Origin of the sequence: Actinophytocola sp., from assembly GCF_009379765.1 — a bacterium.
Lineage (GTDB): Bacteria > Actinomycetota > Actinomycetes > Mycobacteriales > Pseudonocardiaceae > Actinophytocola.
The window spans coordinates 1-14,678 of record NZ_WHTD01000105.1 but is presented as its reverse complement, the minus strand read 5'-3'; the positions used below and the strand labels follow the sequence as shown (position 1 = coordinate 14,678).

The window sequence follows — 14,678 nt, the reverse complement described above, 5'->3', positions numbered from 1 at the left end:
GAAACTTACACGCCGCCGATCACACCGAACGCAGCCTGCGGAACCGCGACCAGGTGGCCAGCCGCCGGTCGGCCGGGTTGCGGTTGGTGTGGTCGCCCGTGACGTCCACGTTGGCCACGCAGATCCGGTCGCGACCGTGCCGCTTGGCCGCCCGCAGCGACACGTCGGCGTCGAGCATCAGGTCCTCGAGGTCGAGCTCGGCGAGGTCGCCCAGGCAGTAGGTGGCCACGCCGATGGACGCGGTCTGGGCCTCGATGGTGGCCGACAGGTCGCGGGTGACCTTGGCCGTCACCGACATCTCGCTGATGCCGGCGCGGATGCGCTCGGCGACGCCGAGGGCCTCCTCGACGCCGGCCTCGGGCAGCAGCACCATGAACTCGTCGCCGGCCGAGCCGCCGTAGCGGCAGGCCAGATCGCCCTCACGGGTGGTTTCCCGGATGACGTCCGCGACGCTTCGCAGGACGGCGTCACCGGCGAGGTGGCCGTAGCTGTCGTTGACGTCCTTGAACCGGTCGAGATCGATCATGATCAAAGCGATGGAGTACCCCAGGCCACGAGACCGAGCGACCTCGTCCGCGGCGACCTCGTCCCAGTGCCAGCGCTCGATCAGCCCGGTCGGCCGGTCCGTGAGCACCTGGCCGCACGAGTCGCAGCGCCGGTGGCTGTCGGGCACCGGCTGCAACGGCCGGTCGCCGGACCGTGGCGCCACGATCTCGGGTTGCTCGTGTCCGGACTTGGTGTCGACGGCCCCCGTCGCCGACTTTCCCGTCCCCGCCCTCGCGGTGTTCATCGACTCTCCCCTGCCGCTCACCTGTGGGTATAGGTGACTCCTGATGCCGGCTCACCGTCAATCGACGGTCCTCACCGGCCGTATACACGTAACTATCGGGAGTCACAGCGGGGCTGAACAGTGTTGAGGTGTTGACCGTTTTAGGAAACACCGAATGGGTGAGTCACCAACAGCGATCGTGATCACGCTCAGTCATCGGACGTCCACTTGTCGCGAGGTGCCCGGTAGTCCGCGTAGCGGTCGAGCACGGCGGCGACGTCCGTGTCGACGATGAGCATCCCCCGATATTCGCCGCTGAGGAAGCCCTGTCCCGCCATGTGGTCGAGAAACCGCAGCATGGGCTGGTAGTAGCCGGCCACGTCGAGCAGCGCGATCGGCTTGCGGTGCAGGCCGAGCTGGGCCCAGGTGAACACCTCGAAGAACTCCTCGAGGGTGCCCACGCCGCCCGGCAGGACGAGGAACGCGTCGGCCAGCGAGGCCATCAGCGCCTTGCGTTCGTGCAGGTCAGCCACCACGCGTAGGTCGCTGAGCCCGGTATGGGCGACCTCTCGGTCGACGAGCGCCTTGGGGATCACGCCGGTCACCTCGCCACCCGCCGCGAGGGCCGCGTCGGCGACCACGCCCATGGTGCCGACACGCGCGCCGCCGTAGACCAGTCCGACGCCGCGGTCGGCCAGCGTGCGCCCCACGGTGGTGGCGGCGGCCCGGTAGCCGGGGTCGGTACCTGGCGATGATCCGCAGAAAACACATACCCGCATAGACATGATCACATCACGTACCCCCGGTCTGGCATCGAGACCGGGTTGTCTGGTTGAGTGCCACAGCGTGCGCATCATTCTCGACACCGATCCGGGGGTTGACGACGCCCTCGCGATCATGTATTTAGCGGCCCAGGAGGACGCCGAGATCGTCGCCGTGGGTAGCGTCCACGGCAACGTCCCGGCCCCACTCGGGGCACTCAACGCATTGCGCGTGCTCGATCTGGTCGGGCTCGACCCGCCGGTGACCGTCGGCGCGGCCAAGCCGCTGGCCCAGCCGTTGCAGACCGCGGAGTTCGTTCACGGCGACGACGGGCTCGGCGGACACGCCGGGCCGCCGCCGCGCGGCAGCCTCGCCCCCGGCTCGGCCGCCGAGCAGATCGTGCGGCTCGCCCGCGCGAACCCTGGCGAGCTGACCCTGCTCGCGCTCGGGCCGCTGACCAACGTCGCGCTCGCCGTGCTGCTCGAGCCCGACTTACCCGACCTGCTCCGGTCGGTCGTCGTGATGGGCGGCGCGGTGACCGTGCCAGGAAACATCACGCCGTACGCCGACGCGAATTTCTACCACGATCCGGAGGCCGCCGACCTGGTGCTCGGCGCGGGCTTTCCGGAATTGGTCCTGGTCGGCCTGGACGCCACCGAGCAGGCCCGGGTCGGGGCCGACTGGCTGAATGCGCTCAGCGAGCTGAGCGGGCCCCGAGCGGATTTCGCGAACAAACTTCTGGACCACTATGGACAGTTCTATTCCACCATGTTCGGCGAGCATTCCTGCACGTTGCACGACCCGCTCGCGGCCGCGATCATGCTGGACTCGAAACTTGCCGGATACCGGACGATGCCACTGGGCGTCGAGCTGACCGGAACGCATACCCGCGGCCAGGTCGTGTCGGATCTGCGGTCCATTTCCAGCGACGCCTACATCTCCACGAACGCCGGCGCCGGACGCGTGCCGATCAAGGTCGCGGAAAAGGTGGACGTACCCACGTTCCTGGACCAGATGTTCAACTCTCTGAAAAGCTGACCACTCAGCCGGTCCTGCTCAACAACTCGCGCAGATCGATGGCGCGGGGATCGCCCAACTCGTCGAATATCTCGAATGCGGCCCGTAATGACTTACCGGCCAGCTCGGGTTGCCCGCTGTCGTGCAGCAGCAGCCCCTGTCTGTGCAGGACCTCGCCCTCGCCCCACCGGTCGCCGAGGTCGTGCCGGGTCTGCAACGCGCGCTCGAAGCAGTCGAGCGCGTCGGTCTGCCGAGCGAGCTCCGCGTAGGTGTCGCCGAGCTTGACGAGCGTGTAGCACTCGCCGTAGCGGTCCTCGATGTCGCGGAACAGCGTCAGCGCCCGCTCCAGCGCGTCGACCGCCTTGTCGTAGTCCTTGAGGCACCGGTAGGCGTCGCCGACGTTGGCGAGCGCGATGCCCTCGCCGTGCCGGTCGCCGACCTCGCGAAAGATGTCCAGCGCCTCACCGAAGTGCAGCGCGGCCGCGTCGAACCGGCTCTGGTCGAAGCCGATGTAGCCGATGCCGGTGAGGCTCCACGCCTGCCCGACCTTGTCGCCCAGCTCGATGCGCAGCGCGCGGGCCTGCAGGAAGCACTCCTTGGCCTCGTCGATGCGGCGCAGCTCGCGGTAGGCGACGGCGAGGTTGTTGAGCACCCACGCCTCGCCGTAGCGGTCGCCCGCCCGGCGCGCGCCGATGACGCCGACCTCGTGCGAGGCCACCCAGGACGTCCAGCGCTTGCGCAGGTGCAGGTAGTTGAACGAGCCGGCGGGCAGCTTCCACCCGGCGACGTTCTCGCCGACCTCGACCGCGGTGCGGGTGGCGGTGGCGATGTTGGACATCTCGATCTCGCACCACTCCAGCGCGGAGTCGTAGTCGAAGTCGGTGACGTCGACGTCGAACTCGGACTTGTCCAGCACCGGGTCGTGCCGCTGCGGGGCGAGCATGTGGTTGGCGGCGTAGGTGTTGTGCAGGTACCAGTCGACGACCCGGCGCAGCGCCAGCTCGCGCTGCTCCTCGGGCTCCTCGGCGACCGCCTGCTCGGCCGCGTAGACCCGCAGCAGGTCGTGCATCCGGTACCGGTCGGGGCCCAGCCCCTCCAGCAGGTGCACGCCGGCGAGCCGGTCGAGCAGCCGCCGGGCGCGGACCACGGACTGGCCGGCCAGCGCGGCCGCGGCGCCGGCCCGCACGTGCGGGCCGGTGTGCAGACCGATGAGCCGGAACATCCGTGCCGCGTCGGCGGACAGGTCGCGGTAGGACCAGGAGAAGACCGTCTTGACCGCCACCGAGTCGTCGGTGGCCAGTGCCTCGAGCCGCTCCTCCTCGATGGCGAGCTCCTCGACGAGCAGGCTCACCGAGTGGTGCGGGTGGGTGGCCACGCGCTCGGCGGCGATGCGCAGCGCGAGCGGCAGGTGGTCGCAGCGGCCGGCGAGCGCGCGCACCGCGTCGGGCTCGGCCGCGGCCCGCTCGGTGCCGATCACCTTGTGCAGCAGCGTGATCGACTCCTCCTCGGCCATCGGCCCGAGGGTGATCCGCCGGTCGCCGTTGATGGCGAGCCCGCCGAGGCGCTTGCGGCTGGTGACGACGACGCCGCAGCCGGCCGACGCCGGCATCAGCGGCTGCAGCTGCTGGGAGTCGGCGGCGTTGTCCAGCACGACCAGCACCCGCCGGTCGGCGAGCACCGAGCGGTAGAGCTTGGCGCGGGCCTCGAGGCCGGCCGGGATGACATCCAGCTGCACGCCCAGCGCGGTGAGGAACTCCTCCAGCACCTCGTCCACCACGCGCGGGTGGCCGTCCGGGGAGTAGCCGCGCAGGTCGACGTAGAGCTGGCCGTCGGAGTAGCTCTCGACCACCCGGTGCGCGACCCGCAACGCGAGCGCGGTCTTGCCGGCGCCGGGCGGACCGTCGATGGCCACCGTCTGTGGCGTGCCGGGCTCACCCACGCCCTCGAGGGCGTTCGCCAGCGCGAGCAGCTCGGTTCCGCGGCCGACGAACGTGGCCGCGGCGGCCGGGAGCTGGGCCAGCCGCATGGGGCTGCTCGAGGGCGCGGCGAGCGCGATGAGCTGGCCGTCCGCCTCCAGGACCTGGTCGCACTTGCGGGCGAGCTCGGCCGACGGTGGCGCGCCGTGCTTGATCTTGGAGAGCCAGCTCGGCGTGTAGCCGATGAGGTCGGAAAGGCGCCGCCAGGACAGCCCCCGCTTGCGCAGCAGCCGTTCCAGCTCCTCGGCGAACGGCGATGCCCCGTCGTCTCGCCTGTCTTGCATGGCGTCCACCTTGTCAGTACAACGTTCGGTCGGTCATCGGTACGTGTCACCGCACTGCCACGCCCAGTATCCAGTTTTCCACTACCGAAGGGCAGGAGTCACACCGCATGTGGTTGGGATTCTGTCAATCGCCTGAGATTTTGTGGACCTCCACACGGTTCTTACCCCCGGTACCCATAGACTGCCGGCCGGCAAGGACGTCTGAGGTCAGGAGGGTGCCCGGTGCCGAGCAACGAGCAGCGTCGGCAGGCAGCCAAGCGCAAGCTAGAGCGACAGCTCGCGCGCAGGGCGGAGCGCACCAAGCGCCGCCGCGTCTGGGGGGTCGGCCTGACCGTGATCGTGGTGGTCGCGGTGGTCGGGCTGGTGTACTGGCTGGCCAACCTGGGCCCGGAGGACTCCGAAGCGTCGACCAACCCGACCGACACCGAGTCGGCCGGCGAGACGACTGACGGCCCGTGCGCCTACGCCGAGAGCGCCGCCGACACCCCGCCGAAGGACGTCGGCATGCCGGAGGACCCGGCCGAGACGCCGAAGACCGGCACGGTGAAGGTCACGCTCAAGACCAACCAGGGCGAGATCCCGGTCACGCTGGACCGCGCGAAGGCGCCGTGCACCGTGCAGAGCATCGAGCACCTGGTCAAGGAGAAGTTCTACGACGGCACCACGTGCCACCGGATCACCGCGTCGGCCGGCCTCAAGGTGCTGCAGTGCGGCGACCCGAAGGGCGACGGCACCGGCGGCCCCGGCTACTCGATCCCGGACGAGCTGCCGCAGGACCTCACCGACGCGCCGGCCGACCCGTCCGGCCAGCCGCTCAAGCTCTACGAGCGCGGCATGCTCGCGATGGCCAACGGCGGCCCGAACACGGGTGGCAGCCAGTACTTCATGGTCTACGACGACTCGACGCTGCCGCCGAACTACACGGTGTTCGGCGAGGTGTCCGAGTCCGGGCTCAAGATCATCGACAAGATCGCCAAGGCCGGGATCACGCCGGGCAACAGCCCCGAGGACGGGGCGCCGAAGTCGCCGGTGCAGGTCGAGTCCGCCACGGTCGCGGACTGACGTGCGGCGCCGGGGGCCGCCGCCGGCCTGATGGTGGCGGCGGTCCTGCTCACCGGCTGCATGACGCGGACGCCACGCCGTGCGCAGCTTCGTGCACCGCGCGAGCGAGGGCTTCTACGACGGCACCGACTGCCACCGGCTCACCACGGCGGTCGGGCTCGAGGTGCTGCAGTGCGGCGACCCGACCGGCGACGGCACCGGCGGGCCCGGCTACCCGATCCCGGACGAGCTGCCGACCACGCTGCCACCCGCGCCGAACAGGGGCGGCGGGATCGTCGGGTACCCGCGCGGCACGGTGGCGATGGCGAACGCGGGGCCCGACACCGGCGGCAGCCGGTTCTTCCTCGGTACGCCGACTCCACGCTGCCGCCGACCTACGCCGTGTTCGGCACGGTCGACCCGGCCGGCCTGGCCGTGCTGGACGCGGTCGCCGCCGCCGGGCGTCGCCCCGGGCGGCCGGTCACCCGAGGACGGACCGCCGCCGAACCAGCGGGTCGGCATCACCGGCGCCACGGTGGGTTGAGTTCCTGTCGGTGGCCACTGCCACACTCTCGAGCGTGGACCGCTATCTCGAGCACCCCGTGGCGCCGCCCGCGCGCGGGCTGCTCACCTGCGTCTGGTCGCGCCGGATCGCCCCGGCCGACACCGGCCCCCACCGGATCGTGCCGGACGGCTGCGTGGACGTCATCTGGCACCGGGACAGCGGCGAGCTGCTGGTGGCGGGGCCCGACACCCGCGCGCACGTGGCCTCGACGGCACCCGGCGAGCTCGTGGGCGCCCGCTTCCACACCGGCCGCTCACCGGCCGGCCTCGGCGTGCCCGCGGACGCCTTGCGCGACGGGCGGGTCGCGCTCGCCGACCTGTGGCGACCCGACCGGGCCCGCCGCCTCGCCGACGCGCTCGCCGCCACCGGCTCGATCACCGCCGCCCAGGCGGTGCTCACCGACGCGGTGCGCGCCGGGGTGCGCGCCGAGGCCGATCCCGCCGTGCCGGCGTTGCTCCATCTGGCCCGCGACGGGGCCCGGGTGGGTGCCATGGCGGAGGCGGTCGGCCTCACCGAGCGGCAGCTGCACCGGCGCTGCCTCGCCGCGTTCGGCTACGGCGCGAAGGTGCTGCAGCGGGTGCTGCGGTTCGACCAGGCGATGCTGCTCGCCCGCGGTGGCACCGCGCTCGTCGACGTGGCCTACCGGGCCGGATACGCCGACCAGGCCCACCTCTCCCAGGAGGTGAAGGCGCTCGCGGGGGTGAGCCCTACGGAATTGTTAGGTATCTGAGAATGTCACTTTTGACCAAAATGATGGCGCCGGGTGGGGGTCGAGGGCAAAGATATCCCCATGAGTTCCGAGCAGCCCCGCGTGCGCCTCGAGCTGTGGCGAGCAGACGCGGTCGTGCTGTTCGACTGGCTGATGAGCACCGACCTGACCGCGGTGCCCACCACTCATCCTGCGCAGCGGCAGGCGTTCGTCGACCTGTGCGACGAGCTCGAGAACCAGACCGACGTGCTCGCGGCGACCTTGGAGGAGGTCGCGCTCGCGCAGGAGGACGTCGCCAAGAACATCGGCCGCTAGTGTCGCGTGATCCTGTTCCTTTGCGTCCGCTGTGGATCCACGTGGTTCCTGGCAAGGCGGAGGAAAGCCGCTCGTACTTCCACCGCACCGGCCAGCCGCCGTCCGCACCCTGCTCGGCGAGCAGACCGTCCAGACCGGACTCAAGCTCCGCATCGGAGAACCATTGCCGGGCGAGGGACTCCGGCCTCGGCGCGAAGTCGTACGGCATCTTGAGCTCACCAGCCGAGTAACCCTCCGACGCGGGCTCGTTGCCGGTGATGCGAACCAGTTGTCCTGATCGGACCGTCCGCCCCAGCCGACCGGCGGCCTGCCGCGCGCGGTCCCGGTCGGGACAGTGGTCGAGGAACTCCAGGCAGGCAAGCACCTCGTAGGGATGGGTGTCGGTGGTCGCGTCGATCCGGCGCCAGCAGAACTCCGCGGCGGGCCCGAGCCAGGGGTGGTCGATGTCGTTCTTGAACAGCAGACCGGCGACATTGGCGGTCGGGATGAGTGAGCCGGCGTATTCGTCGGGAATCTGCCACCACGGTGCCATTGGATATCCGCGCGCGGACGAATGTACGAACGGCAGGCCGCCGTCCGGTGCGCACACTGACGCGAAATAGTTCCACATTCCACGGGTCAGCTCGTCCCGACCGCACCGACCTCGTCGAGGATCGACAGCGCGCCCATCGTGGTCACCGGCTGGCTGCCCGGCGCGCGGCAGTCCGGCTCGAGCGCGTTGCCGAAGCCCCCGTCGGGGTTGAGGTACGGCGCGAGCGCGGCCACCACGTCGTCGGACTGGCCGTCGCCGTACAGGTACGCGAACCGCCTGCGCTCGAGGAGCCGGGCGGAGCGGAGGAGGTGGTCGGTCGCGCGGGCGAGCACGTCGTACTTCGCTTCGGTCACGCGACACCAGAGCGGGTGCGGCCCGGTAGTCTTGACCGAATCGGACGTCAGGACGCCGAGGTGACCCGGTAGACGTCGTACACGCCCTCGACGCTGCGCACGACCTTCAGCACATGGCCCAGGTGCTTGGGGTCGCCCATCTCGAAGCTGAACCGGCTGACCGCGACCCGGTCCCGGGACGTGGTGACCGACGCGGACAGGATGTTGACCTTCTCGTCGGCGAGCACCTTGGTGACGTCGGAGAGGAGCCGGTGCCGGTCGAGCGCCTCGACCTGGATGGCCACCAGGAACACCGACGACTCCGAGGGCGCCCACTCGACGTCCACGAGCCGCTCCGGCGCGGCCAGCAACTCTCCCGCGTTGGTGCAGTCGGTCCGGTGCACGCTGACCCCGCCGCCGCGGGTGACGAAGCCCAGGATGTCGTCGCCGGGCACGGGCGTGCAGCAGCGGGCCAGCCTGACCCAGATGTCGCTCGCACCCTTGACGATGACGCCCGCGTCGCCGGTGGGGCGCCGCCGGGTGATCGTGGACGGTGTGGCCCGCTCGGCGAGCTCGTCCTCGGCGTGCTCGACGCCGCCGAGGAGCGCCACCAGCCGCTGCACGACGTGCCGCGCGGAGGTGTGTCCCTCCCCCACGGCCGCGTACAGGGCGCTGACCTCGGCATAGCGCAGCTCGCGGGCCAGCGCGGACATGGAGTCCGCCGACACGAGCCGCTGCATCGGCAGGCCGACCCGGCGCACCTCCTTGGTGATCGCCTCCTTGCCGGCCTCGATCGCCTCTTCCTTGCGCTCCTTGGCGAACCACTGCTTGATCTTGGCGCGGGCCCGCGGCGACGCGGCGAACGCGAGCCAGTCGCGGGTGGGGCCGGCGCCCTCTGCCTTGGACGTGAAGATCTCGACCATGTCGCCGTTCTCGAGCTTGCGCTCCAGCGCGACGAGCCGGCCGTTGACCCGCGCGCCGATGCAGCGGTGCCCCACCTCGGTGTGCACGGCGTACGCGAAGTCGACCGGGGTGGAGCCGGCCGGCAGCGTCTGCACGTCGCCCTTGGGGGTGAAGACGAAGATCTCCCGGGCGGCGAGGTCGTAGCGCAGCGAGTCGAGGAACTCGCCGGGGTCGGCCGCCTCCCGCTGCCAGTCGAGGAGCTGGCGCATCCAGGCCATCTCGTCGACCTCGACGGCCCGGCCGTCGTGGGTGCCGCGGGTCTCCTTGTAGCGCCAGTGCGCGGCGATGCCGTACTCGGCGGTCTTGTGCATGTCGTGGGTGCGGATCTGCACCTCGAGCGGCTTGCCGTCCGGCCCGATGACCGTGGTGTGCAGCGACTGGTAGACACCGAACCGCGGCTGGGCCACGTAGTCCTTGAACCGGCCGGGCATCGGCTGCCAGAGCGCGTGCACGACGCCCATCGCGGCGTAGCAGTCGCGGACGTCGTCGACCAGGATGCGGACGCCGACCAGGTCGTTGATGTCGTCGAAGTCGCGGCCACGCACGATCATCTTCTGGTTGATCGAGTAGAAATGCTTCTGCCGGCCCTCGACCTTGGCGTTGATGCGCGACGCCTCCAGGTGCGCGGTCAGCTCGTCGGTGACCTTGTGCAGGTAGGTGTCCCGGGACGGCGCGCGGGTGGCGACGAGTCGCATGATCTCGTCGTACTTCTTCGGCTGGAGGATGGCGAACGCCAGGTCCTCGAGCTCCCACTTGACCGTCGCCATGCCCAGCCGGTGCGCGAGCGGGGCGAGCACCTCGAGGGTCTCGCGCGCCTTCTTCGCCTGCTTCTCCGGCGGCAGGAAGCGCATGGTGCGCATGTTGTGCAGCCGGTCGGCGAGCTTGATCACCAGAACGCGCGGGTCGCGGGCCATGGCGATGACCATCTTGCGGATGGTCTCGGCCTCGGCGGCGCTGCCCAGCTGCACCTTGTCGAGCTTGGTGACGCCGTCGACGAGCCGGGCGACCTCCTCGCCGAAGTCCTCGTGGAGGTTCTCGAGCGAGTAGTCGGTGTCCTCGATGGTGTCGTGCAGGAGCGCGGCGACCAGCGTGATCGTGTCCATGCCCAGCTCTGCCAGGATCGTGGCGACGGCGAGCGGGTGGGTGATGTAGGGGTCGCCGGACTTGCGCCGCTGGCCGCGGTGGGCCTCCTCGGCGACGTCGTAGGCGTGCTGCAGCAGCGGCAGCTCGGCTTTGGGGTGCAGCTCCCGGTGGACCGCGGCGAGCGGCTCGAGCACCTGCTTGACCGGCGCCGAGCGCTGGGCGGTGATGCGCCGGGCGAGGCGCGCACGGACCCGCCGCGTGGCGGACGGCGCGCGCGGGGGGGTCTGCTGTGGGGCGCTGTCCTGCTGCTCCCCGGTCTCGACGTTCTGGCTCACTCGCGGCTCCTCTGTTCCCTGAGAATAGCCGCGAATCGATCGCGGAACGTTCAACGGGTTGATGCTAGTCTGTTGTTGAAGCTTCAACTTCTAGGAGTCGCGATGACCATGCCGGTCCTCTATCTCAGCCACGGCGCCCCGCCGCTGGCCGATGACCAGGTGTGGACCCGCGAGCTGGCGTCCTGGTCCTCGTCGCTGCCGAAGCCGACGGCCGTCCTCATCGTGTCCGCGCACTGGGAGAACGCGCCGCTCACCCTCGGCGCCACGACGACCGTGCCGCTGGTGTACGACTTCTGGGGCTTCCCGGAGCGCTACTACTCGGTGACCTACCCGGCCCCCGGTGCGCCGTCGCTCGCCGCGTCGGTGCGGTCGTTGCTGACCGGGCCGGGGACCCCTGTGCACGACGAGCCGACGCGTGGCCTCGACCACGGCGCGTACGTACCGCTCGTGGAGATGTTCCCCGCGGCCGACGTGCCGGTGCTGCAGATCTCGATGCCGTCGCTGGACCCGGTGGAGCTGATGTCGGTCGGGCGCAGGCTGGCACCGCTGCGGGACGATGGCGTGCTGATCATCGGGAGCGGGTTCTTCACGCACAACCTGTCGCGGGTCACCATGGCCGACCCCACCGTCGCCGCGCCGTCGTGGTCGGCGGAGTTCGACCTGTGGGGCTCGGAAGTCCTTGCCGCGCGGGACTTCGACGCGCTGATCGACTTCCCGCGCAAGGCGCCGGCCGGCCGGCTCGCGCACCCGCGGACCGAGCACTTCGCGCCACTGTTCGTCTCGGTCGGGGCGTCGCTGGAGTCCGGCGAGGCGCCCGCGTCCGTGATCGACGGCTACTGGTACGGCCTGTCGAAGCGGTCGGTCCAGTTCTACTAGATCGCTTGCAGGGCCTCGACGTCGCGGCCCGGCAGGCGGTCCCGGCCGCCCAGCGCGGTGAGCTCCAGGATCACCGACACCTTCGCCACCTCGGCACCCGCGCGCTCGACCAGCTCGCACGCCGCCGCCACCGTGCCGCCGGTCGCGAGGACGTCGTCGACCACCGCCACGCGGTGGCCCGCCCGGAGGACGTCGCCGGGGAGCTCCAGGGTCGCGGTGCCGTACTCCAGTGCGTAGTCGACGCGGTCGGCCACCACCGGGAGCTTGCCCGGCTTGCGGATGGGAACCAGCGCGCAGCCCAACGCCACCGCCAGCGCACCGCCGAGCAGGAAGCCCCGGGCCTCCACCGGCGCGATGACGTCCACATCGGACGGAACGGTGGCGGCCAGCGCGTCGACGACGGCCCGCACCGCGGAGGCGTCCGCGAACAGGGGGCTCAGGTCCCGGAACAGCACGCCCGGCTCCGGGAAGTCCGGAACCGTGCGTACCAGTCCCAACGCCCGCTCGAGGTCGCCCAACCTCAGTGCCGCTTCTTGCCCGATGGCCGGCCGCCCTTGTTCCCGCTCGGCCGGCCGCCCTGCTTGCCGGTCGGCCGGCGACGAGTCTCGGCCGCCTTCGGGTTGCGGGTGGGCACGCTCGACGCCGCGGCCATCGCGCGTTCCTGGCGCAGCTCGGCGTCCAGCGAGTCGTCGTCGTCGGTGGCCGGGGCGTCCAGGTCCTGGACCGCGTCGCCGATGGCGTTGACGGTGACGGTGACGTTGGCGTCCACGTCGCGCTCGGCGGCCTTGCGGGCGATGTTCTCGCGCCGCGCGTGGACCCGGCGGGCCTGGTCCTTGAACTTCGGCTCGCGCATCTTCAGGTCGACCAGGATCGGTGTGGCAAGGCAGATCGAGGACAGGGCGCCGGCGATGATGCCGGTGAGCTGCACCAGCGCCAGGTCCTGCAGCGTGCCGACGCCGAGCAGGCCGACGCCGACGACCAGCAGCCCGATGACCGGCAGGACCGCGATGAGCGAGGTGTTGATCGACCGCATCAGCGTCTGGTTGAGCGCCAGGTTGGCCGCCTCGCCATAGGTCCGGCGGGTGAGGCCGAGCAGGCCGCGGGTGTTCTCCTTGACCTTGTCGAACACCACCACCGTGTCGTACAGCGAGAAGCCGAGGATGGTCAGCAGACCGATGACCGTGGCCGGGGTGACCTCGAAGCCGACGATCGAGTAGACGCCCGCGGTCACCAGGACGTCGTGGATGAGGGCGACGAGTGCCGCCACCGCCATCCACCGTTCGAAGTAGAGCGCCAAGAAGATGGTCACCAGCACCAGGAACACGGCGAGCGCGATCAGCGCCTGCCGCGAGATCTCCCCACCCCACGACGCGCTCACCGCGCTGTCGCTGATGGACCGCTCACTCGGCTGACCGGCCTGGTTCACCGGCTGCAGCTGGTCGAACAGAGCCGACTTGAGGTCGGTGACCTGGTCGGTGTTCAGCGTCTCCGAGCGGATCTGGATGGTCGTGCTGTCCCCGGTGCCGACGGTCTGGACGGCCGCAGGCTCCTGGTTGAGCGTGCTGGTGAAGACGTCGGTGACCTGTTCGGTGCTGATCGCGCCACTCGTGCCCTGGGCGGGCATCGAGATCCGGGTGCCGCCCTTGAAGTCGATGCCCAGGTTGAAGCCCCGGAAGATGATCGACACCAGGCAGATCAGGATCAGCACCGCGAAGAATACGTACCACCGCTTGCGCTTGCCGACGACGTCGAACGCACCGGTGCCGACGTACATCCGGTGGAACAGGCCGTCCCGCTTGGCCGGGGTGGTGCCGGAGCTCTCGTTGCTCGCCACCGTCACGCCTCCTTCACCGCGGCGCCGGACCGGGCGCCGGTCCGCCGATCGCTGGCCAACCGCTGTACCGCCCCAAGTCCGGAGAACCTCGGGCTGGACAGCATCTTCGACTTGGAGGCCACGATCACCAGCGGGTGGGTCACCAGGAACACCACGACCAGGTCCAGCACGGTCGACATGCCCAGGGTGAACGCGAAGCCCTTCACCTGGCCGACCGCGAGCACGTACAGCACGCCGGCCGCGAGGAACATGACCGTGTCCGCCGACAGGATCGTGCGCCTGGCGCGGACCCACGCCCTCGGCACGGCCGACCGGAACGTCCGGCCCTCGCGTATCTCGTCTTTCAGACGTTCGAAGAACACGACGAACGAGTCGGCCGTGATGCCGATCGCGACGATGAAGCCCGCGACGCCGGCGAGGTCCAGGGTGAACCCGATCCACCGGCCGAGCAGCACGAGCGCCGCGAACACGATGATGCCGGAGAGAACCAGCGACAATGCGGTCAGGATGCCCAGCATCCGGTAGTACAGCAGGCAGTAGAGGAACACGAGCGCGAGGCCGATCGCACCGGCGATCAGGCCGGCCTCCAGCGACGCGAGCCCGAGCGTGGCGGACACGGTCTCCGCCTCCGACGACTCGAACGACAGCGGCAGCGAGCCGTACTTCAGCACCTCGGCGAGGCTGCGAGCCTCGTCGTTGGAGAACCCGCCCTGGCCGCCGCCGCTGATCGTGGTGCTGCCGCCGCTGATGGCCTCACGGATCTCCGGCGCCGACACGACCTGCGTGTCCAGCACGAACGCGGCCTGCTGGCCGACGTGGCTCTGGGTGTAGTCGGCCCAGATCCGGCCGCCCTCGCTCTCGAACTCGAGGTTGACCACGTAGCCGACGCCGTTGGGGTCGACCGAGGCGTTGGCGTCGGAGATCTGGGTGCCTTCGAGGAAGGCCGGGCCGAGGATGTACCGGGCGGAGCCGTCCTGGTCGCAGGCGACCAGCGGCAGCTTCGGGTCGTCGTTGCCGACGAGCGGGTCGCCGACCTGGGTCCCGGTGGCGCACGTGGTCGCGGCGACCGCGGCCTGCTGCACGTTCTGGTCGGCCTGCACGGTGCCGTCCGCGCTCGCCACCAGCTGGGGCGCCTGGCGGCAGGCCTTGCCGAGCGTGATCAGCTGCGGGACGGTGATCTTGCTTTCCCGGTTCGCCTTCACGTCCTTGGAGTACGTCGCGAAGTCCGTCGCGTACTGGGTGCACGCCGCGATCGGGTCGGCCGGCGCGGCCGGTGGCTGCTCCG

Annotated in this window: 13 protein-coding genes and 1 pseudogene; 6 read left to right on the top strand and 8 right to left on the bottom strand. The window is 70.5% G+C overall.

What is annotated here, in order from left to right:
• Positions 1-19: 19 nt before the first annotated feature.
• Both GEV28_RS27630 and GEV28_RS27625 read right to left on the bottom strand, forming a co-directional pair.
• Entirely contained in the window at positions 20-790 is a 771-nt protein-coding gene (locus GEV28_RS27630) for a GGDEF domain-containing protein (RefSeq protein ID WP_291415212.1), read from the bottom strand.
• A 188-nt stretch (positions 791-978) separates the two neighbouring features.
• Positions 979-1,548, bottom strand: a complete 570-nt coding sequence (locus GEV28_RS27625) for a TIGR00730 family Rossman fold protein (RefSeq protein ID WP_291415244.1) — start codon at positions 1,546-1,548, stop codon at positions 979-981.
• Between the two features lie 67 nt (positions 1,549-1,615).
• On the opposite strand from GEV28_RS27625, the gene GEV28_RS27620 reads away from it, so the two are divergent.
• Positions 1,616-2,569 (top strand): nucleoside hydrolase, encoded by a 954-nt coding sequence (locus GEV28_RS27620; RefSeq protein WP_291415211.1) that lies wholly within the window; start codon positions 1,616-1,618, stop codon positions 2,567-2,569.
• Between the two features lie 4 nt (positions 2,570-2,573).
• Here the strand turns inward: GEV28_RS27620 and GEV28_RS27615 are convergent, their stop codons facing one another.
• Positions 2,574-4,808 (bottom strand): helix-turn-helix domain-containing protein, encoded by a 2,235-nt coding sequence (locus GEV28_RS27615; RefSeq protein WP_291415209.1) that lies wholly within the window; start codon positions 4,806-4,808, stop codon positions 2,574-2,576.
• Positions 4,809-5,030: 222 nt separating this feature from the next.
• Here GEV28_RS27615 and GEV28_RS27610 point away from each other — a divergent pair, with 222 nt between their 5' ends.
• From GEV28_RS27610 to GEV28_RS27595, 4 genes and pseudogenes are all read left to right on the top strand, one after another.
• On the top strand, positions 5,031-5,870 hold the full coding sequence (locus tag GEV28_RS27610; protein WP_291415207.1) for a peptidylprolyl isomerase: 840 nt from the start codon (positions 5,031-5,033) through the stop codon (positions 5,868-5,870).
• A gap of 79 nt (positions 5,871-5,949) precedes the next feature.
• A pseudogene (locus GEV28_RS27605) lies at positions 5,950-6,320 on the top strand (peptidylprolyl isomerase); the annotation flags it as partial.
• Positions 6,321-6,427: 107 nt separating this feature from the next.
• Complete coding sequence (locus tag GEV28_RS27600) at positions 6,428-7,144, top strand: helix-turn-helix transcriptional regulator (RefSeq protein ID WP_291415205.1); 717 nt, start codon at positions 6,428-6,430, stop codon at positions 7,142-7,144.
• 60 nt (positions 7,145-7,204) lie between these two features.
• Positions 7,205-7,438: a hypothetical protein gene (locus tag GEV28_RS27595; protein ID WP_291415203.1), complete on the top strand. Its 234-nt coding sequence runs from the start codon at positions 7,205-7,207 to the stop codon at positions 7,436-7,438.
• 618 nt (positions 7,439-8,056) lie between these two features.
• Here GEV28_RS27595 and GEV28_RS27590 read toward each other — a convergent pair.
• A complete protein-coding gene (locus tag GEV28_RS27590; RefSeq protein WP_291415202.1) occupies positions 8,057-8,323 on the bottom strand; it encodes a hypothetical protein in 267 nt (88 codons plus the stop codon).
• 47 nt (positions 8,324-8,370) lie between these two features.
• On the bottom strand, positions 8,371-10,683 hold the full coding sequence (locus tag GEV28_RS27585) for a bifunctional (p)ppGpp synthetase/guanosine-3',5'-bis(diphosphate) 3'-pyrophosphohydrolase (RefSeq protein WP_291415200.1): 2,313 nt from the start codon (positions 10,681-10,683) through the stop codon (positions 8,371-8,373).
• A 102-nt stretch (positions 10,684-10,785) separates the two neighbouring features.
• Here GEV28_RS27585 and GEV28_RS27580 point away from each other — a divergent pair, with 102 nt between their 5' ends.
• Positions 10,786-11,559, top strand: coding sequence for a class III extradiol ring-cleavage dioxygenase (locus tag GEV28_RS27580; protein WP_291415197.1), 774 nt, complete (start codon positions 10,786-10,788; stop codon positions 11,557-11,559).
• Here GEV28_RS27580 and GEV28_RS27575 read toward each other — a convergent pair.
• The 3 genes from GEV28_RS27575 to secD form a co-directional block, all read right to left on the bottom strand.
• Entirely contained in the window at positions 11,556-12,083 is a 528-nt protein-coding gene (locus GEV28_RS27575; protein WP_291415243.1) for an adenine phosphoribosyltransferase, read from the bottom strand. The genes GEV28_RS27580 and GEV28_RS27575 overlap by 4 nt on opposite strands.
• Entirely contained in the window at positions 12,080-13,399 is a 1,320-nt protein-coding gene (gene secF, locus GEV28_RS27570) for a protein translocase subunit SecF (protein ID WP_291415195.1), read from the bottom strand. Before secF ends, GEV28_RS27575 begins: the two co-directional genes overlap by 4 nt.
• Positions 13,396-14,678: protein translocase subunit SecD (secD, locus tag GEV28_RS27565; RefSeq protein ID WP_291415194.1), on the bottom strand; the 1,283-nt coding region annotated here is incomplete at its 5' end. The genes secD and secF, both read right to left, overlap by 4 nt.